General features: G+C 64.4%; 17 protein-coding genes. 8 read left to right on the top strand and 9 right to left on the bottom strand.

The window, feature by feature from the left end; all coding sequences use genetic code 11:
• Nucleotides 1-85: 85 nt before the first annotated feature.
• The 5 genes from T331_RS0112550 to petA form a co-directional block, all read right to left on the bottom strand.
• Nucleotides 86-775, bottom strand: a complete 690-nt coding sequence (locus tag T331_RS0112550; protein WP_026440272.1) for a DUF4396 domain-containing protein — start codon at nucleotides 773-775, stop codon at nucleotides 86-88.
• A gap of 81 nt (nucleotides 776-856) precedes the next feature.
• The gene (locus T331_RS0112545) at nucleotides 857-1,363 is read right to left on the bottom strand and encodes a uracil-DNA glycosylase family protein (RefSeq protein WP_008492278.1); all 507 of its coding nucleotides are present in this window, start codon (nucleotides 1,361-1,363) and stop codon (nucleotides 857-859) included.
• A gap of 47 nt (nucleotides 1,364-1,410) precedes the next feature.
• On the bottom strand, nucleotides 1,411-2,103 hold the full coding sequence (locus T331_RS20445; RefSeq protein ID WP_026440270.1) for a cytochrome c1: 693 nt from the start codon (nucleotides 2,101-2,103) through the stop codon (nucleotides 1,411-1,413).
• A complete protein-coding gene (locus T331_RS0112535) occupies nucleotides 2,103-3,161 on the bottom strand; it encodes a cytochrome b N-terminal domain-containing protein (RefSeq protein ID WP_026440269.1) in 1,059 nt (352 codons plus the stop codon). Before T331_RS0112535 ends, T331_RS20445 begins: the two co-directional genes overlap by 1 nt.
• A 9-nt stretch (nucleotides 3,162-3,170) precedes the next feature.
• Complete coding sequence (gene petA / locus T331_RS0112530) at nucleotides 3,171-3,728, bottom strand: ubiquinol-cytochrome c reductase iron-sulfur subunit (RefSeq protein ID WP_026440268.1); 558 nt, start codon at nucleotides 3,726-3,728, stop codon at nucleotides 3,171-3,173.
• Nucleotides 3,729-3,837: 109 nt separating this feature from the next.
• On the opposite strand from petA, the gene hemF reads away from it, so the two are divergent.
• Nucleotides 3,838-4,689 carry an oxygen-dependent coproporphyrinogen oxidase gene (gene hemF, locus T331_RS0112525; RefSeq protein WP_026440267.1) on the top strand — a complete coding sequence of 284 codons (852 nt, stop codon included), beginning with the start codon at nucleotides 3,838-3,840 and terminating at the stop codon, nucleotides 4,687-4,689.
• A gap of 49 nt (nucleotides 4,690-4,738) precedes the next feature.
• Here the strand turns inward: hemF and T331_RS18290 are convergent, their stop codons facing one another.
• Entirely contained in the window at nucleotides 4,739-5,212 is a 474-nt protein-coding gene (locus tag T331_RS18290) for a hypothetical protein (RefSeq protein ID WP_035180102.1), read from the bottom strand.
• A 248-nt stretch (nucleotides 5,213-5,460) separates the two neighbouring features.
• On the opposite strand from T331_RS18290, the gene T331_RS0112515 reads away from it, so the two are divergent.
• From T331_RS0112515 to T331_RS0112485, 7 genes are all read left to right on the top strand, one after another.
• The gene (locus tag T331_RS0112515) at nucleotides 5,461-5,748 is read left to right on the top strand and encodes an FtsB family cell division protein (protein ID WP_162173902.1); all 288 of its coding nucleotides are present in this window, start codon (nucleotides 5,461-5,463) and stop codon (nucleotides 5,746-5,748) included.
• Nucleotides 5,749-6,037: 289 nt separating this feature from the next.
• Complete coding sequence (gene pdhA / locus T331_RS0112510) at nucleotides 6,038-6,997, top strand: pyruvate dehydrogenase (acetyl-transferring) E1 component subunit alpha (RefSeq protein WP_008492269.1); 960 nt, start codon at nucleotides 6,038-6,040, stop codon at nucleotides 6,995-6,997.
• A gap of 6 nt (nucleotides 6,998-7,003) precedes the next feature.
• Complete coding sequence (locus tag T331_RS0112505) at nucleotides 7,004-8,338, top strand: pyruvate dehydrogenase complex E1 component subunit beta (RefSeq protein WP_026440265.1); 1,335 nt, start codon at nucleotides 7,004-7,006, stop codon at nucleotides 8,336-8,338.
• A 17-nt stretch (nucleotides 8,339-8,355) separates the two neighbouring features.
• Nucleotides 8,356-9,627: a pyruvate dehydrogenase complex dihydrolipoamide acetyltransferase gene (locus tag T331_RS0112500; protein WP_026440264.1), complete on the top strand. Its 1,272-nt coding sequence runs from the start codon at nucleotides 8,356-8,358 to the stop codon at nucleotides 9,625-9,627.
• Nucleotides 9,628-9,733: 106 nt separating this feature from the next.
• Nucleotides 9,734-11,128 carry a dihydrolipoyl dehydrogenase gene (lpdA, locus tag T331_RS0112495; protein WP_026440263.1) on the top strand — a complete coding sequence of 465 codons (1,395 nt, stop codon included), beginning with the start codon at nucleotides 9,734-9,736 and terminating at the stop codon, nucleotides 11,126-11,128.
• Between the two features lie 107 nt (nucleotides 11,129-11,235).
• The gene (gene lipA, locus T331_RS0112490; RefSeq protein ID WP_008492263.1) at nucleotides 11,236-12,186 is read left to right on the top strand and encodes a lipoyl synthase; all 951 of its coding nucleotides are present in this window, start codon (nucleotides 11,236-11,238) and stop codon (nucleotides 12,184-12,186) included.
• Nucleotides 12,187-12,198: 12 nt separating this feature from the next.
• Complete coding sequence (locus tag T331_RS0112485) at nucleotides 12,199-12,696, top strand: type II toxin-antitoxin system RatA family toxin (protein ID WP_008492262.1); 498 nt, start codon at nucleotides 12,199-12,201, stop codon at nucleotides 12,694-12,696.
• A gap of 30 nt (nucleotides 12,697-12,726) precedes the next feature.
• Here the strand turns inward: T331_RS0112485 and T331_RS0112480 are convergent, their stop codons facing one another.
• The 3 genes from T331_RS0112480 to uvrA form a co-directional block, all read right to left on the bottom strand.
• Entirely contained in the window at nucleotides 12,727-14,457 is a 1,731-nt protein-coding gene (locus T331_RS0112480; RefSeq protein ID WP_035180097.1) for a hypothetical protein, read from the bottom strand.
• Nucleotides 14,458-14,521: 64 nt separating this feature from the next.
• The gene (locus T331_RS0112475; RefSeq protein ID WP_026440261.1) at nucleotides 14,522-15,238 is read right to left on the bottom strand and encodes a C40 family peptidase; all 717 of its coding nucleotides are present in this window, start codon (nucleotides 15,236-15,238) and stop codon (nucleotides 14,522-14,524) included.
• A 4-nt stretch (nucleotides 15,239-15,242) separates the two neighbouring features.
• Nucleotides 15,243-18,113, bottom strand: coding sequence for an excinuclease ABC subunit UvrA (gene uvrA, locus T331_RS0112470; RefSeq protein WP_026440260.1), 2,871 nt, complete (start codon nucleotides 18,111-18,113; stop codon nucleotides 15,243-15,245).
• Nucleotides 18,114-18,183: the final 70 nt, after the last annotated feature.

Here is an 18,183-nt window from a genome sequence, read left to right as displayed (position 1 = left end):
TCTAAGTTTTGTTTTAGCGAGCAATTTCATGTGTTTTTCTTGACGCTGGCGCGTCAACCTAAACACATATTGCTCTAACACGCGCCTACATGCAGGGCTCCTTCACCCCGGATTTGATCAGCAGCCAGTTCATCGGAAACGCCGTGGCGAAGCCGATGATCATGCCGATCTGCATCATGAACCAGTAGGTGGCGCTGTCCGGCTGCAGGCTGGGGCCGAAAAACACGAAGCGGGTGAGCGCCATCCAGGCGAACAGCCCGACCTCGAAGGCGGTGAGCGACCAGAAATCCGCCTTCACCGCCGCCTTGATGCCCTCGGCCGGCTGCAGCCCGCGCATCGGCACGATGGAATAATATTGAAAGACGATGCCGAGCAGGAAGGCGAAGGCATAATCCAGCACCAGTTGCCCCGCGAACACCGAGCCGGCGATCGCCAGCCCTGAGAAAAACACCAGAAATTCCGCGACAATATCGCCCAGCGTGCAGCCCGCCCCGCAATGGGTGGTGCCGGCGAAGACCTGCACCCAGAACGGTTTGTCATCGCCGTGATGATGATGGTGATTATGCGCGTGATGCGATGCCGGCGCCGCGTGCCCCAGCCGCCAATAGGCCCAGAGCCCGAGCGGCCCGAAATATAAGGCGGTGACCGGCCAGACCGGGTTCATCACCGCCATCGCCTGCGGGCGGGCACGCAGATCCCACAAAATAATCAGCGCACTGATGAACGCGGCGGCCAGGGACAGCATCGCCAGATCATTGAGCCAGGCCGGAACCATCCGCGCCTCCTTCGCTGTAACATCTATGTTGCAACAGCTTGGGCAGCCCGGCGAAAATTCAACCCGGCGCGATGATGACGATCACGTCAGCCGCGCCACCTCCGCCCGCAATTTCGGCAAAATCTCCTCACCAAACCAAGGGTTTTTCTTCTCCCACCCGGTGGTCCGCCAGGAGGGGTGCGGCAGCGGCAGAAACCGCCCCGGCGCCTGCGCGCGCACCCTCTGCGTCATGCTGCCCTTGCCCAGATAGCGCCTTTGCGCATAGCCGCCGACCAGCAGGATCAGCTCAAGCTGCGGCAGATGGCGCAACAGCGCCTCATGCCAGAGCGGCGCGCATTCCGGGCGCGGCGGGGCATCGCCGCCATTGCGCAGCCGGCCGGGATAGCAGAAGCCCATTGGCATGAAATTCAGCCGGGTTTCATCGTAGAAAACCTCCCGGCCAATCCCCATCCAATGCCGCAGCCGATCGCCGGAGGCATCGTCGAACGGCAGGCCGCTGGCATGCACCTTGGTGCCCGGCGCCTGCGAGATCACCAGCAGCTTCGCGGTGGGCGAGACCCGGAACACCGGCCGCGCCCCCAGCGGCAAGATGTCATGGCAGACGCGGCAGGCCCGCGCCGAAGCCGCGACGCCGCTCAGCCCTCCTGCTTCCAGATCCGCCTTTTGGTCGCCAGCGCCACCAGCGTCAGGAAGGCGAAGAAGATCCCCGCCCTGATCCCCAGAACATGCCGGGCGGTGAGGTTTGGATCGGACGCCCATGTCAGAAACTCCGCGACATCCGCGGCTTCCTGCGCCTGTGTGGCCTTGGTCCCGTCCGCGTAAGTCACCGCATTGTCCCGCAGCACCGGCGGCATGGCAACCTGCCCGCCCGGATAAGCGCGGTTGTAATAATGCCCTGGCAACATCGTCACCCCGGCCGGGGCCGGGGCGAAGCCGGTGAGGAAGCGGTAAATATAGCGCGTGCCATCGCGGCGCTGGGCGACGATGCTGGAGAGATCCGGCGGCACCGCCCCGCCCATGCTCATCGCCGCGGGGGCCTTGAACACATCATCCGGGGTGGCGGGCTGGCCGGTGGCCAGCTTCACCGCATTGGCAAGCCCGGCGATCTGCGCCGTATCCAGCCCGATTCCCGCAAGATCCCGGTAATGTAGCTGGTTGAGGCTGTGGCAGCTGGCGCACACGCCCTGATACACCGCCAGCCCGCGCTGGGCGGCTTCATCATCGATATGCCCGAAGGCGCCGGAGGAGGGGAAAGACGGGGTCTGCGCCTGCGCCGCCCCACCCGCCAGCAGCCCGAGTGCTAAGCCCGACATCAGCAAAACGCGCATTATTTGGCCTCCGCGGCGGTGACGAGGGGGGTGAGCACGAGGAAATGGATGAAAAACCAGATGCCGAAAATGATCTGCAGCACCGGCGCGCTGGCCCAGCCCAGAGCCAGCACATCCAGCCCCAGCAGCAGCGTCAGCCCGCGATAGAGCCGGCCGGGTGGGGCGCCGTTGGAACGATCTAGCCAGGGCAGCGCGTAAAGCGTGGCCGCAGCCAGAATCACCACCAAAATCGCCCCGCCATCGCCCGGGATCAGCCCGGCAAGATGCGCCACCGGCTGCAAATACCAGGGATAGGAGATTACCATCGGCAGCACATCGCCCGGCAGCATGGCCTGGGCGCTCTGCCCCCAATGCGGGGCGAAGGCCAGCAGCAGCGTGAAGAACAGCGCCAGCGCCGCCAAGGCCGCGAAATATTGCGACGCATAGACCGGCCAGAACGCCACCGCCCGGCCCTCCGGCGCCGGCCGCGCCCGCCGTGCCGCGCAGCGCGCCCAGCAGATCACCCAAACCGGGCAAGCCGCCAGCAGCACATGGAACACCAGCAGCCGAGCCAACGTGCCGGGGCCGGACGGGCCACCGAAAATCCACAGCGCCACCGCGCCGGGAAAGCCCGGCAGGGTCAGCGCGGCATCGCTGGCATGGGTGAGCGAGAGCGCGCCCCCTGCCCCGCCCTGCAGCACGAAGCCCAGCCAGCCGGAGAGCAGCAGCACCGCCAGCAGCTTCACCCAGAGCATCCAGGCAAACCGCGCCGGGCCACGGTAGCCGCGGGTCAGCAACAGCCGGAACAGCTGCGCATATAGCGCCAGAAACGCCAAAGACGCGCCGGTATTATGGTAGCCCAGCACCAGCCAGCCGCCATTCACCTCGCGATTGATCATCTGCACCGCGCCATAGGCGTCGCGCGGATTATAATACACCGCCAGCACCGCGCCCGAGGCCAGCAGCAGCGCCAGCAGCGCCCCCAGCAGCGTTGGCAAGGTCGCATGCCAGGCCCCGCCCGGCGCGCGATCCTTGATCAGATAGGGGCAGGCAACGCCCTGTTTCGCCTCCGATTGCATTGGCGCGTCCTAACCCAGCTGGAGTTGGTGTTTATCGATGAAGCGAAAGCGCGGGATGGCCAGGTTTCGCGGCGCCGGCCCGGCCCGCACCCGCCCCAGCGCGTCATATTCGCTGCCATCGCAGGGGCTGACCCAGCCGCCATAATCGCCACGCGGATCGCCCGGCGCACTCCCCTGCAAGGCGCAGGGCGCGCCGGTATTCATGCCGATCACCACGACGATATGCCCATCATCTGGCGCCACCCGTTCGGAGACCTCCTGCGGGTCCACCAGCGCGCTCATCGGCACAATCTGGGCGGCGGCGAGCTGCTGGTCGGTCAGCCGGCGGATCAGGATGGTCTGCCCGCCCCATTGCACCGTCTTGGTGGCATTTTCGGCAATATCGGAAACCAGCACCACCGGCCGGGCCGCTTCCAGCCCCGCCGCGTCCGGGTTCAGCGCTTCGATCAGCGGCCAGGCGATCGCCCCCACCCCGATGGCGCCGCCCGCCACGGCCAGAAGCCTCAGGAAGTCGCGCCGGGTCTCGGTCCCATGCGCCGCAAGCGCATCCGCTGTTGGTTCAGCCATGTGTTCGCTCCCTGGAGGAGTTAAGTCTCCTCCCTTGGTTGCAGCGTGGCAAGGCAATGAAAAAATTTCAAGTGTGGATCGATGGCCGGGCATGGCTTAAGCAGGCGCCATGACCAGCCCGCCCCCCCATGCCGCCCTGAAACAGGACGCCGCCACCTGGTTCGCCGCCCTGCGCGACCGGATCTGCGCCGAATTCGAGACGATCGAGCAGGAAGCCGGCGGCGCTGCCCGGTTCCAGCGCGCCAGCTGGGAGCGCCCGGGCGGCGGCGGCGGCACGATGAGCGTGCTGCGCGGCCAGGTATTCGAGAAGGCCGGGGTGAATATCTCGGTGGTGGATGGCACGCTGAGCCCGGATTTCGCCGCGAAAATTCCCGGCACCGAGGCAGGTGCTGCGTTCTGGGCGGCGGGGATTTCGCTGGTCGTGCATCCGCGCAGCCCGAAAATCCCGGCGGTGCATATGAACACCCGCATGATCGTCACCGCCAAGGGCTGGTTCGGCGGCGGCGGGGATCTCACCCCGCTGCAGCCCGGCACGCCGGAAGCCACCGAGGATGCCGCCTTCTTCCACGCCGCCTATCAGGCCGCCTGCGATGCGCACGATCCCGGCTATTATGAAAAATTCAAAGCCTGGTGCGATGAATATTTCTACCTCCCGCATCGCAATGAACCACGCGGCGCCGGCGGGATTTTCTATGATTATCTCGATAGTGGCGATGTCGCGGCGGATTTCGCCTTCACCCGCGATGTCGGCCAGGCCTTCCTGGCGGCCTACCCGCCGATCGTGCGCCGCCGGCGCGAAGCCCCCTATACGCCGCAGGAGCGCGAGGCGCAGCTGATCCGCCGCGGCCGCTATGTGGAGTTCAACCTGCTCTATGACCGCGGCACCACATTCGGGCTGAAAACCGGCGGCAATACCGAGGCGATCCTGATGTCGATGCCGCCCGAAGTGAAATGGCCCTGAGCCCGACGCGAGCATGCAAAAAGGCCGGAGCAATGCTCCGGCCTTTTCATTACGGGGTGATGCCCACACCGCGCGGGGTGATGATCACCGAGGGCATCGGCGCCACGTAAACCGGCGGCGGCGGCGGTGGCGCGTAATAGACCGGCGGGGGCGGCGGCGGCGCGTAATAATAGCCTGGCGGCGGACCGGCATAGACCGGCACGCCCGGCTCCCAGACCGGGGCCGGGCCGATATAGCCATAGTCCGGGCCCCAACCGGCATACCAGTGCCAGATATGACCCGCCCCCCACCAGCCATGATCATGCCAATCATGGTAGGGGCGGCCATCCCAATGCCCGCCGGGGCCACCGTGCCAGTCGCCACCGCCATGCCAACCGCCATCGCCGTGCCAGTCACCGCCACCGCCGTGCCAGTCGCCGCCGCCATGGCCGTGATCGCCCCAGTCCGCGAAGGCCGGGGCGACGCCAGCGCCGGCCAGGCCCATCGCCACGGCACCCGCCAGCAAAATCTGTCTCATCGTCATGGGTTGTCCCCTTCGCACATTCTGGCCTGAATAGGCGCCCCGCCTGTGGCCACAGCACGCCCCAAGAAGGGCGGAAACAAGGCGGCGGAATGAAATTGAATTAATTTATTTAATGTCATGATTATTCAAGAAATTCACTTGCGAATTGCGCGCGGATAAGGGAAGATTCAAGCGGTTTCAACAACCCGGCTTCACGTTTAGGGAATGGCTCTGTGCTCCGCGCGATAAAAAACCGCCTTCGTGGCCTGGTGGCGCCTGCTATTTTTCTGGCGCTCACCTATTATTTTGGATGGAACGCCATCCACGGCAAAAGCGGGCTGGAGGCGCAGGCCGCGCAGCGCGCGCAACTGGCCGCCGTGCAGAAGCAGGCGGATGCCACCCATCAGCGCCTGGTGCTCTGGCAGACCAAGGTGGCCGACCTCAATGGTCAGGCGATTCAGCCCGACATGCTGAACGAGGAAGCCCGCAACGTGCTGAGCCTCGCCGACCCGAACGACCTCGTCGTCGAGCTGCCGCCGCACAAATCCGCCGAATGATGATTTCGTTTTAGAGCCTCACCCTAAGCAGCGGCGCCTTTCGGCGCCGTTTTTTTTGAAATTTTATGAGCCGCCTTCTACCTACCCCGGGCTTCGGATGCATGAATTAACTATTTTTTGGTTAATTTAATTTGTTGCAACTGCGAAGAAGAGTTTTTACAGAGCTTTCTCTTGCGCGGCGCACCAACATTGGCATAGCTGCGAGCGGACGATCAAAACCCGGGAGCCAAGAGACATGGCCGTTAGCCCTGACAAATCGAGAAAATCCGCAAAGAAGCCCGCCGAGGTGATGAGCAAGGACGAATTGCTCAAGGCCTATGAGAGCATGCTGCTGATCCGCCGCTTCGAGGAGAAGGCCGGCCAGCTTTACGGCATGGGCCTCATCGCCGGCTTCTGCCATCTTTATATCGGCCAGGAGGCCGTGGTGGTCGGCATGCAGCATTGCCTCAAGGAAGGCGATCAGGTCATCACCTCCTACCGTGACCACGGCCATATGCTGGCCTGCGACATGGACCCCAAGGGCGTGATGGCGGAGCTGACCGGGCGCATCGGCGGCTACTCCAAGGGCAAGGGCGGCTCCATGCACATGTTCAGCAAGGAGAAAGGCTTCTTCGGCGGCCATGGCATCGTCGGCGCCCAGGTGTCGCTGGGGGCGGGCCTCGCCTTCGCCAACTGGTATCGCGAGAACGACAATGTCTGCCTCACCTATTATGGCGAGGGTGCCTCCAACCAGGGGCAGGTCTATGAGAGCTACAACCTCGCGGCGCTGATGAAGCTGCCGGTGGTGTTCATCATCGAGAATAACCGTTACGCGATGGGCACCTCGGTCGAGCGCGCCTCCGCCTCGCGGGATCTGTCGCTGAACGCCGCTGCCTGGGGCATGCCCAGCCTGGCCGTGGACGGCATGGATGTGCTGGCGGTGAAGGAAGCCGGCGAGCAGGCGGTGGCGCATTGCCGCGCCGGCAAGGGCCCGTTCCTGCTGGAGATGAAGACCTATCGCTATCGCGGCCACTCAATGTCCGACCCGGCGAAGTACCGCACCCGCGAGGAAGTGCAGAAAATGCGCGCCGAGCATGACTGCCTGGATTCCGCCCGCAAGAAGCTGGAGGAAGCCGGCATCGCCGAGGCCGATCTGAAGAAGCTGGATGAGGCGATCAAGGCCCGGGTGCAGGAGGCGGCTGATTTCTCGCAAAGCTCGCCCGAGCCCGATCCGTCCGAACTTTACACTGACGTGCTGCTGGAGGGCTAAGACACCATGACCGACATTCTGATGCCCGCCCTTTCCCCCACCATGACCGAGGGCAAGCTCGCCAAATGGCTCAAGAAAGTGGGCGATGAGGTGAAGTCCGGCGATGTTCTGGCCGAGATCGAGACCGACAAGGCGACCATGGAAGTGGAAGCCGTCGATGAAGGCACGCTGACCGCCATTCTGGTCGAGGAAGGCACTGAGGGTGTCGCCGTGAACGCGGTGATCGCCCAGCTCAATGGCGGCTCGGACGCCGCCAAGCCCGCCCCGGCCCCAGCACCCAAGGCCGAGGCTGCGGCCCCGAAGGCCGAAGCCCCGAAAAAAGCGCCCACCACGCCGCAGGAGCCGGTCGAGAAGGAATGGGGCCCGACCAAGACCATGACCGTGCGCGAAGCCTTGCGCGAAGCCATGGCCGTCGAAATGCGCGCCGATAAGGACGTGTTCCTGATGGGCGAGGAAGTTGCCCAGTATCAGGGCGCCTATAAGGTCAGCCAAGGTCTGCTGGATGAGTTCGGTGCGCGCCGCGTCATCGACACCCCGATCACCGAGCATGGCTTCACCGGCATGGCCGTGGGTGCGGCGATGAACGGGCTGAAGCCGATCCTGGAGTTCATGACCTTCAACTTCGCCATGCAGGCGATCGACCAGATCATCAACTCCGCCGCCAAGACGCTCTATATGTCCGGTGGCCAGATGGGCGCGCAGATCGTCTTCCGCGGCCCCAACGGTGCCGCCGCCCGTGTCGGCGCCCAGCACAGCCAGTGCTACGCCTCCTGGTACGCGCATTGCCCGGGCCTGAAGGTCGTCGCCCCCTGGTCCGCCGCCGATGCCAAGGGCCTGCTGCGCGCCGCCATCCGCGACCCCAACCCGGTCGTGTTCCTGGAAAACGAGATCCTGTACGGCCACTCCTTCGAGGTGCCGGAAGATGAGGATTTCATCCTGCCGATCGGCAAGGCCAAGATCGAGCGCCAGGGTTCTGATGTCACCATCATCGCCTTCTCGATCATGGTGGATACGGCGCTGAAGGCGGCTGAGACGCTGGCCGAGCAGGGCATCTCCGCCGAGGTGATCAATCTGCGCACCATCCGCCCGCTGGATATCGAGACCATCGCCGCCTCGGTGAAAAAGACCTCGCGCGTGGTGAGCCTGGAGGAAGGCTGGCCCTTCGCCGGCATCGGCTCCGAGATCATCGCCACCGTCACCGAGCATTGCTTCGACTGGCTGGATGCCCCGCCGGCGCGCGTGGCCGGCGTTGACGTGCCGATGCCCTATGCGGCCAACCTTGAAAAACTGGCGCTGCCCCAGCCCGACTGGGTGGTGGATGCCGTCAAGAAACTGTTCTGATCCGGGAGGCGTTCAACATGGCCATTAACATCCTGATGCCGGCCCTCTCACCGACCATGACCGAGGGCAAGCTCGCGAAATGGGCGAAGAAGGAAGGCGATGAGATCAAGTCCGGCGACGTGATCGCCGAGATCGAGACCGACAAGGCGACCATGGAAGTGGAAGCCGTCGATGAAGGCTTCCTCGGCAAGATCCTGGTGCCGGAAGGCACTGAGGGGGTTGCGGTGAATGCGGTGATCGGGCTGATCACCGCCTCCAAGGACGAGAAGGTGGACGGCCCTGCCCCCGCCGCCGCGCCCAAGGCGCAGGCCGCCAAGGAAGAGCCAAAGGCCGAAGCCCCGAAGGCCGCTGCGGCTGCCCCGGCTGCTGCGGACCATGGCGAGCGCATCTTCGCCTCGCCCTTGGCCAAGCGCATCGCCAAGCAGTCCGGCATCGATCTGGCCACCATCAAGGGCTCCGGCCCGAATGGGCGGATCGTGAAGGCGGATCTGGACGGCAAATCCGCCGCCGCGCCGAAGGCCGAAGCCGCGCCGGCTGCTGCCCCGGCCGCCGCCGCGCCGAAGCCGGCCACCCCGGCCCCGGTCATCACCGCGCCGCATAAGAAGATCCCCAACTCCACCATGCGCAAGGTCATCGCCAAGCGCCTGACGGAATCCAAGCAGACCGTCCCGCATTTCTACCTCACGGTGGATATCGAGCTGGACAAGCTGCTGGCGCTGCGCGGCGAGCTGAACGGCAAGTCGCCTAAGGACGGCCCGGGCGCCTTCAAGCTCTCGGTGAATGATCTCGTCATCAAGGCCTGCGGCGTCGCCCTGGCCCGGCACCCGGCGGTGAATGCCTCCTGGACCGACGAGGCGATCATCCAGTACGACAATGTCGACATCTCCGTCGCCGTTGCCGTCCCGGATGGTCTGATCACCCCGATCGTCAAGAACGCGGACAAGCTCGGCCTGGCCGGCATTTCCAACGCGATGAAGGATCTCGCGGGCCGGGCCAAGGCCGGCAAGCTGAAGCCCGAGGAATTCCAGGGCGGCGGCTTCTCCATCTCCAATCTCGGCATGTATGGCATCAAGGATTTCTGCGCCATCGTGAACCCGCCGCAGGCCGCCATTCTGGCTGTCGGTGCGGGGGAGAAGCGGGCCGTGGTGAAGGGCGATGAGATCAGGATCGCCACGGTGATGAGCGTCACCCTGTCCACCGACCACCGCGTGGTCGATGGCGCGCTGGGCGCTGAATTCCTGCAGACCCTGAAGGCCCTGATCGAAGAGCCGCTAAGCCTGATGCTCTAACCCCGATGGGTCGAGGGCTTTGGCTTCGCCGCGCCCCCGGCCCAGGTTGCAAAAGTTTTTTGCGCCGCTTTTTTTCAAAAAAGCGGCCTAAAAAAGGAACTCCAAAATGGCTGACAAATTCGACGTTATCGTGGTCGGCGGTGGCCCGGGCGGCTATGTCGCCGCCATTCGCGCCGCGCAGCTGAAGCTGAAAGTGGCACTGGTCGAGGCCAAGCATCTGGGCGGCATCTGCCTCAACTGGGGCTGCATCCCGACCAAGGCGCTGCTGCGCTCGGCCGAGGTGAAGCATCTGATCGACCATTCCGAAGCGTTCGGCATCACCGTTGGCGATGTGAAGGTGGATCTGGCCAAGGTGGTGGCCCGCTCGCGCGCTGTCTCCAAGCAGCTCTCGGGCGGCATCGGCCATCTGATGAAGAAAAACAAGGTCACCGTCTATGACGGCTATGGCAAGCTCGCCGGCAAGGGCAAGCTCTCCGTGACCAAGGATGGCAAGCCGGTGGCCGAGCTGGAAGCCCCGCACATCATCCTGGCCACCGGCGCCCGTCCCCGGCAGATCCCGGGCCTTGAGGTCGATGGCAAGCAGATCATCTCCTATTTCGAGGCGATGGTGCCGGAAACCCTGCCGAAATCCCTGCTGATCATGGGTTCCGGGGCGATTGGCATCGAATTCGCCAGCTTCTACAACACGCTGGGCGTGGATGTGACCGTGGTGGAGATGGTCGACCGCATCATGCCGGTGGAAGACGCCGAAATCTCAGCCATCGCCCGCAAGCAGTTCGAGAAGCAGGGGATCAAGATCCTGACCTCCGCCGTGGTCAAGAAGGCCGAGAAGGGGGCGAAATCCGTCAAGGTCACGGTCGAGGCCGGCGGCAAGGAACAGATCTTCGAGGTCGAGAAAGTGATCTCGGCGGTCGGCATTGTCGGCAATGTCGAAAATATCGGTCTGGAAGGCACCAAAGCGAAGGTCGATCGCACCCATGTGGTGGTGGATGGCTATGGCAATACCGGCGAGCCGGGCGTCTATGCCATTGGCGATCTCGCCGGCCCGCCCTGGCTGGCGCACAAGGCGAGCCACGAGGCGATCGTCTGCGTCGAGAAAATCGCCGGGCTCAACCCGCACCCGTTCGAGACCGGCAACATCCCCGGCTGCACCTATGCGCACCCGCAGGTGGCCAGTGTCGGCCTCACCGAAGCCAAGGCCAAGGAAGCCGGGCATGAGGTCAAGGTTGGCCGCTTCCCGCTGATCGGCAATGGCAAGGCGATTGCCCTGGGCGAGCCGGACGGGCTGGTGAAAACCATCTTCGACGCCAAGACCGGCGAATTGCTCGGCGCCCATATGGTCGGGCCGGAAGTGACGGAGATGATCCAGGGCTATGTCATCGCCCGCCAGCTGGAAAGCACCGAGGCCGAGCTGATGGAAACGGTGTTCCCGCACCCCACCGTCTCGGAAGCCATGCACGAATCCGTGCTTGACGCTTACGGCCGGGTCATCCACTTCTAGACCAGCGCGGCGCTCCCGCAATGTGATAAAGCGAGCCGGATGGAGACATCCGGCTCTCGGTAGCGCCCCCTTTGCAGGGGGCGTTTCTTTTAGGGATAAGTGGAATCATGGCCACACGTATCGAGATCGACCACCGGGTCCGGCATCCGGAAAAGCAGCACCGGAAAGACAATCCGATCGCCCGCAAGCCTGACTGGATCCGCGTCAAGGCGCCGACCCACCCGGTCTATCACGAGACCCGCGCCTTGATGCGCGACAAGAAGCTGACCACCGTGTGCGAGGAAGCGGCCTGCCCGAATATCGGCGAATGCTGGTCCCAGCGCCACGCCACGATGATGATCATGGGCGAGATCTGCACCCGCGCCTGCTCCTTCTGCAATGTCTCCACCGGCCTGCCGAACGCGCTGGACGCCGATGAGCCGCGCCGCGTCGCCGAGGCCGTCGCCCAGCTCGGGCTGCGCCATGTGGTGATCACCTCGGTCGACCGTGACGATGTGCCCGATGGCGGGGCGGCGCATTTCGCCGCCGTCATCGCCGCCGTGCGCGACGCCGCCCCCGCCACCACCATCGAAATCCTCACCCCGGATTTCCTGCGCAAGCCCGGCGCCATCGCAATGGTCACCGCCGCCAGGCCGGACGTGTTCAACCATAATTTCGAGACCGTGCCCCGCCTCTACCCGACCATCCGGCCCGGCGCGCGCTATTATCAATCCATCCGCCTGCTCGACCAGGTGAAGCAGCTCGATCCGTCGATCTTCACCAAATCCGGCCTCATGGTCGGGCTGGGCGAGAGCAAATCCGAGATTTCCCAGGTGATGGATGATCTGCGCATCGCCGATGTGGATTTCCTCACCATCGGGCAATATCTGCAGCCCACGGTGAAGCATGCCGCGGTGGAGAAATTCTGGACGCCCGAGGAGTTCGAGGAGCTGGCCGGCATGGCCCGCGCCAAGGGCTTCCTGCAGGTCTCAGCCACCCCCCTCACCCGCTCCTCCTATCATGCCGATGCGGATTTCGAGCAGCTGCGCGCCGCCCGGGCCAAGCAGCTGGCGGGCTGAGCACGCCCCCGCATGACCAAGTTCGCGCAGCAGAAAATCGTCCCCTACACGCCCCAGCAGCTCTACGCGCTGGTGGCGGACGTGGCCAAATATCCGAAATTCCTGCCCTGGTGCGTGGGGGCGCGGATCCGCAGCCATGTGAACAACCTGATGATCGCGGATTTGACCATCGGCTTCGGCCCGTTCCGGGAGAGCTTCACCTCCCGCGTCACGTTGTTGCCGGGCTCGGGCGAGGGGCCCTGCGCCATCCGCGTGGAATATGAGAACGGCCCGTTCAAATATCTGCATAATCGCTGGGATTTCGCCCCGCACCCGGAGGGCTGCGCGGTGGATTTCTTCGTCGATTTCGAATTCCGCAACATCATCCTGCAGAAGGCCATCGGCGCGGTGTTCACCGAGGCGGTGCAGATGATGGTCAACGCCTTCCTCAAACGCGCCGCCAGCGTCTATGGCGAGCCGCCCAGACCAGCCCCCGCCCCCACCGGTCAACCCGCCCCGCAGGTGAAGTGAGCGGCGTTTGCCTCCGGCACGGGAACAGCGTCAAGCGGCCGGCTGATATCCAAGCGCGGCCCCCAGATCGCGGAAATGGGCCAGCAGGCTGTCATAATGCCCCAACGCCACCGCTTCGGACGCATCCGGGTAGGTCCGCGCATAAAATAGCGGATCGAAATTTTGTATCACATGCTCCCGGCGCGCACCGATGGCCAGGTAATGCGCCAAAGCCGTGCCGCGCCCCTCCCGCACATCCAGCGCCGCATCCGCATTGCGCGCCAGATAGCGCGTGCCGTCAAAATCCTTGAGCTCGATCCGGCCTGGCTTGCGTTTCTCCAGCCGGGCGAGCATGTCGCGCAATTCCTGCGCCGTGGCAAACCGCGCCTGCGCGCCGAGCAGATCCTGCATTTGCCAAAACCGCGCGGGATTGGCCCGCAGCCCAACCGCCGTAACCGGCGGCAGCAAGACATAGCGAAACGCCGGCTCCTCCAGGGGCAGATAAAGCTGCCCCACCTGCAAGACCGGGCTGAACATGCCACCGACCGGCACATAGATGCGCTGCGCCTCGCTCAACCAGGCCGCCAGCCAGGAGAATGTCGAAATGCTCAGCGCCAGATTGGCGGACCGGCGCAGCACCTCGAAATCATAACCAGGACTGGTACCGGCAACGAACTGCGCCCGCGGAAAGGCGGCGCGCAAGCCGGCACTATAAGGATCCTCGCCAAGCTGCCCGTAAAACACCAGCTCCAGGCCGCTCTCTTCCTGTAATTTCGCGTAATAGGCCGGAGGCAGCGGAAAATAGCCAGGATACTCGCCGTTCAGGATCTCGTTCGCGCGCACGCTGCAGACCAGCTGGCCGGGGCCAAATCCCTGCACGGCCTCCTGCCCCGGAACAGGCGGCAGCAAGGCCCGGCAGGTCGCGCGCGACGGGTAATGTGAGACATGAAAACAATACCCCTCCAGACAGATCGCATCCACCTCATCACGATCCAGGCACGCCGCCAGCCCGGCCACGTCCAGATGATAATCGTCTCCCGTGCCCGCACTTTCACGGGCAGGTGGGCGTGGCGCCGGCGTCTCGCGCTGCCACATCGGCAGCTGGATATTGGTCACAACCGCCCCAGCCACACGCCGCGCAATTCCCTCAGCGGTGAGATATTGCAGCGCCCGGTTGCCAATATTTCCATGCGGGTGGATCCAGACCTGTTTGCGCCCGCGCCAGCCCGGCACCGGCACCGCCCGCAACACCCCATCGCGCGCTTGCAGCTCCAGCGTGGCCAGGTCCTGTTGAAGTGGCAGCGGCAACTGGCCGGGCAACTCCACCACATGTTCGCCGAAAAACAGATTGAAGGCGCAAAACCCCGCCTTGACCGGCGAACCGCCATTCACCGACCAGTATTGCGCCACGATCCGGTGGATCAGCTCAACATCGCGCGCCGGCACCGGCAGAAAATGCTCCCATTCCTTGGCTGCAGCGGAGAGAAAGCTCAGCTCGCCATCCGGCCGGGCCACGAGAAAAAGTTCATCACCATGAAACAGCAGGCTGCCTTGGTAATGCCCCTCCTGAATGGCGAGGGTCGAAGGCAGGTTGGGGAGGGTGGCCCGCTCGGCATGCGCCACGGAAAGAATGGCCCCGGTCGGGGTTGGCTCCAGCCCCAGCACGATATGCTGGGGTTCCAGTGCGTCCGGTGCCCGATGCACCAGTGAGGATGAGTGTGTGTCCAGACATATCAGCGTGCCGAACCAGGTGAACATCGCGATGCGGGGTAAGGGCGGCAAGGGAGCAAGGGCTTTTTGCATGCGCGCCAAAGGTTAAACCAGCGAAACAGATGCGTCCATCGCTTCAATCCACCCAGACCAGATCATGATGGTCAAAAATGCGCGGCATATCCGGCTTGATGATCTGGAAAAACGGCGAGATGTCGAAATCGCGCGGGGTGAACAGGCCGGTATCGTGAATATGATAGATCTCCCGCACCTTCGCCGCTGCCGCCCCGGGGGGCACTGAGGACGGGATCTCGGGCAGGATCGGATAATGCGCCGCCTGAAACGCCTCCGCCACCAGGGTTGAGCAGATCGCCCGGCTGGGGTCGGCGGAGCCGACCGCGATCGCCCGCCGCCGCCAGGCGCGCGGCACCGGCAGCGGCACCATATAGCGTGCCAGATCCGCCACATGCTTCAGATCATATTGCGCGCCCAGCCTGGCCTGCGCGTGGGCAACGACGATATCCGCATCCGCCTCGGTCAGGCTGATCGGCCGGCAGACGCGCAGATGGTAAGGCGCCAGCTCCGAGAGCGGAAAGCGCCGCACGCCCTGCAGCACATCCGCCTCGATGCACATGCCCCCGCCCGCATACAGCACCGCATGCGACCAGCTGGACTGGGTGAGATATTTGATCACCGCGCTGATGCGCAGATTACCCTCGACCAGGATCACATCCGCCTTGCGCAGCAACGCCTGCAACGCCACCAGATCCACCGGCAAGGCCGGGGCGGCCTCGACCTCCTGGGTCAGGAAGCTCGCCAGCCAGCCCCCGACGATGCGGCGGAGCCGGTTCACCGCCTCACGCCTTCTTGCGCGTCTTCACAGGCTTGGCCGGCGCCAGCAACGGGGCGAGGAAGCGGCCCGTATAGCTGCCTTCACTCGCGGCGATATCCTCCGGCGTGCCGGTGGCAATCACGCGCCCGCCGCCAGAGCCGCCCTCCGGCCCGATATCGATGATATGATCGGCGGTTTTGATCACTTCCAGATTATGCTCGATGACGATGATGGTATTGCCGGCATCCACCAGCGCGTGCAGCACCTCCAACAGCTTGCGGATATCCTCGAAATGCAGCCCCGTCGTTGGCTCATCGAGAATATAGAGCGTGCGCCCGGTGGCGCGGCGCGCCAGCTCCTTGGCCAGCTTGATACGCTGCGCCTCACCGCCTGAAAGTGTGGTCGCCTGCTGGCCGAGCTTGATATAGCCGAGCCCCACCCGCGCCAGAATCGAGAGCCGGTCATGGATCTTCGGCACCGCGGAGAAGAACACCAGCGCCTCATCCACCGACATATCCAGCACATCGGCGATGGATTTGCCGCGGAACTTCACCTCCAGCGTCTCGCGGTTATAGCGCTTGCCCTTGCAGGTATCGCAGGTGACGAACACATCCGGCAGGAAGTGCATCTCGATTTTCAGCACGCCGTCGCCCTGGCACGCCTCGCAGCGCCCGCCTTTCACGTTGAAGCTGAACCGCCCCGGCTTGTAGCCGCGCGCGCGCGCCTCCGGCATCTCGGCGAACCAGTCGCGGATCGGCGCGAACAGATCCGTATAGGTGGCGGGGTTGGAGCGCGGGGTGCGGCCGATCGGCGACTGGTCGATATCGATGATCTTATCTAGCTGCTCCATGCCCTCGATCTTCTCGAACGGCGCCGGCACCTCGCCCGAGCCCATCAGCCGGCGCGAGAGCGCCTTGTAGAGTGTGTCGATGACCAGCGTCGATTTGCCGCCGCCGGAAACGCCGGTGACACAGGTAAACAGCCCGAGCGGGAAGGTCGCGGTGACATCCTTCAGATTATTGCCGCGCGCACCGACGAGCTTGATGGTGCGGTTCTTCTGCACCGGGCGGCGCGGCGGCACCGGTATCGAGCGCCGGCCGGAGAGATAATCCCCGGTGACGGATTTCGGGTTGGCCGCGACCTCCGCCGGCGTGCCCTGCGCCACCACATGCCCGCCCTTCACCCCGGCTTCCGGCCCCATATCCACCAGATGATCGGCGGCGCGGATCGCATCCTCGTCATGCTCCACCACCAGCACGGTATTGCCGAGGCGCTTGAGCCGCTCCAGCGTGCCCAGCAGCCGCTCATTATCGCGCTGATGCAGCCCGATGGAGGGCTCATCTAGCACATAGAGCACGCCGGTGAGCCCGGAGCCGATCTGCGAGGCGAGGCGGATGCGCTGGCTCTCCCCGCCCGAGAGCGTCGCGGAGGAGCGCGCCAAAGTGAGGTAATTCAGCCCGACGTCGAGCAGGAATTGCAGCCGCTCCTCGATCTCCTTGAGGATGCGCCGGGCGATTTCCAGGCGCTGCGGGGTGAGGGTTTCCGCGACGCTGCCGAACCAGTCCCGCGCCTTGTCGATGGACAGCTCCGCCACCTCGGCCAGGTTTTTCTCAGCCACCTTCACCGCCAGCGCCTCGGGGCGCAGCCGCGCGCCGTTGCAGGCGGCACAGGGGCGCTCGGCATGGTAGCGGGAAAGCTCCTCACGCACCCAGGCGGAATCGGTTTCCTTGTAGCGCCGGTCGAGATTCTTGATGATCCCCTCGAACGGCTTGACGACATTATAGGCGCGCGCGCTGTCCTTGTAGGTGAATTTGATCTCCTCCTTGCCGGAGCCGAACAGGAACACCTCGCGCACCTCCTCGGGCACATCCTCCCAGGCGGTGCCGAGCTTCACCCCGTAATGCTTGGCGATGGCGGCGATGGTCTGGTCGTAATAGGGCGATTGCGCGTTGGCCCAGGGGGCGATGGCATTGTCATCCAGCGCCCGGCGCTCATCGGGCACCACCAGATGCGGGTCGAAATAGATCTCATGCCCCAGCCCATCGCATTCCGGGCAGGCGCCATGCGGCGAGTTGAAGGAGAATAGCCGCGGCTCGATCTCCTCGATGGTGAAGCCCGAAACCGGACAAGCAAAGCGCGAGGAAAACACCGTGCGCTCCTGATTGTCGTGGTTCTCGGCATAGACGATGCCATCGGCCAGCCCGAGCGCGGTCTCGAAACTATCCGCCAGGCGCTGCTCCAGCCCGGGCTTCACCACCAGCCGGTCGACGACGATCTCGATATCGTGTTTCAGCGTCTTTTTCAGCGCCGGCGCCTCGGCGATTTCATAGACGGTGCCGTCGATCTTGGCACGGGTGAAGCCCTTGCGCTGATACTCCGCCAGCTCCTTCTTATATTCGCCCTTGCGGCCCCGGATCACCGGGGCCAGCAGCAACAGCCGCGTACCCTCCGGCATCGCCATCACCCGGTCCACCATCTGGCTCACCGTCTGCGCCTCGATCGGCAGGCCGGTGGCGGGCGAATAGGGCACCCCGGCGCGCGCCCAGAGCAGGCGCATATAATCATGGATTTCGGTGACGGTGCCGACGGTGGAGCGCGGATTCTTCGAGGTGGTCTTCTGCTCGATGGAGATGGCCGGGGAGAGCCCCTCGATGCTGTCCACATCCGGCTTGCCCATCAGCTCCAGGAACTGCCGGGCATAGGCGGAAAGGCTCTCCACATAGCGCCGCTGCCCCTCGGCATAGATGGTATCGAACGCCAGCGAGGATTTGCCCGAGCCGGACAGCCCGGTGATCACGGTCAGCTGCTCGCGCGGAATCTGGATGTCGATATTTTTCAGGTTATGTTCGCGCGCGCCGCGAACAGTAATGAAGCCGGCACCCTTCTGTTCCGCCATGATCGATCCTGGATGTTCGTGATACGTTCTTGTAAGATAGGGTCTCGCCGCGTATAAAGCAACGCTGGCC

This window comes from Acidocella facilis ATCC 35904 (assembly GCF_000687875.1).
Lineage (GTDB): Bacteria > Pseudomonadota > Alphaproteobacteria > Acetobacterales > Acetobacteraceae > Acidocella > Acidocella facilis.
This window is presented reverse-complemented; position numbering and strand designations above follow the sequence as displayed.

Excerpts from the sequence above, each read along its gene's own strand:
- T331_RS18290 (WP_035180102.1), bottom strand. The coding sequence starts at position 5,212 with ATGACGATGAGACAGATTTTGCTGGCGGGTGCCGTGGCGATGGGCCTG.
- T331_RS0112500 (WP_026440264.1), top strand. The coding sequence starts at position 8,356 with ATGGCCATTAACATCCTGATGCCGGCCCTCTCACCGACCATGACCGAG.
- T331_RS20445 (WP_026440270.1), bottom strand. The coding sequence starts at position 2,103 with ATGCGCGTTTTGCTGATGTCGGGCTTAGCACTCGGGCTGCTGGCGGGT.
- lpdA (WP_026440263.1), top strand. The coding sequence starts at position 9,734 with ATGGCTGACAAATTCGACGTTATCGTGGTCGGCGGTGGCCCGGGCGGC.
- pdhA (WP_008492269.1), top strand. The coding sequence starts at position 6,038 with ATGAGCAAGGACGAATTGCTCAAGGCCTATGAGAGCATGCTGCTGATC.
- T331_RS0112485 (WP_008492262.1), top strand. The coding sequence starts at position 12,199 with ATGACCAAGTTCGCGCAGCAGAAAATCGTCCCCTACACGCCCCAGCAG.
- T331_RS0112550 (WP_026440272.1), bottom strand. The coding sequence starts at position 775 with ATGGTTCCGGCCTGGCTCAATGATCTGGCGATGCTGTCCCTGGCCGCC.
- hemF (WP_026440267.1), top strand. The coding sequence starts at position 3,838 with ATGACCAGCCCGCCCCCCCATGCCGCCCTGAAACAGGACGCCGCCACC.
- T331_RS0112505 (WP_026440265.1), top strand. The coding sequence starts at position 7,004 with ATGACCGACATTCTGATGCCCGCCCTTTCCCCCACCATGACCGAGGGC.
- uvrA (WP_026440260.1), bottom strand. The coding sequence starts at position 18,113 with ATGGCGGAACAGAAGGGTGCCGGCTTCATTACTGTTCGCGGCGCGCGC.
- T331_RS0112535 (WP_026440269.1), bottom strand. The coding sequence starts at position 3,161 with ATGCAATCGGAGGCGAAACAGGGCGTTGCCTGCCCCTATCTGATCAAG.
- petA (WP_026440268.1), bottom strand. The coding sequence starts at position 3,728 with ATGGCTGAACCAACAGCGGATGCGCTTGCGGCGCATGGGACCGAGACC.
- lipA (WP_008492263.1), top strand. The coding sequence starts at position 11,236 with ATGGCCACACGTATCGAGATCGACCACCGGGTCCGGCATCCGGAAAAG.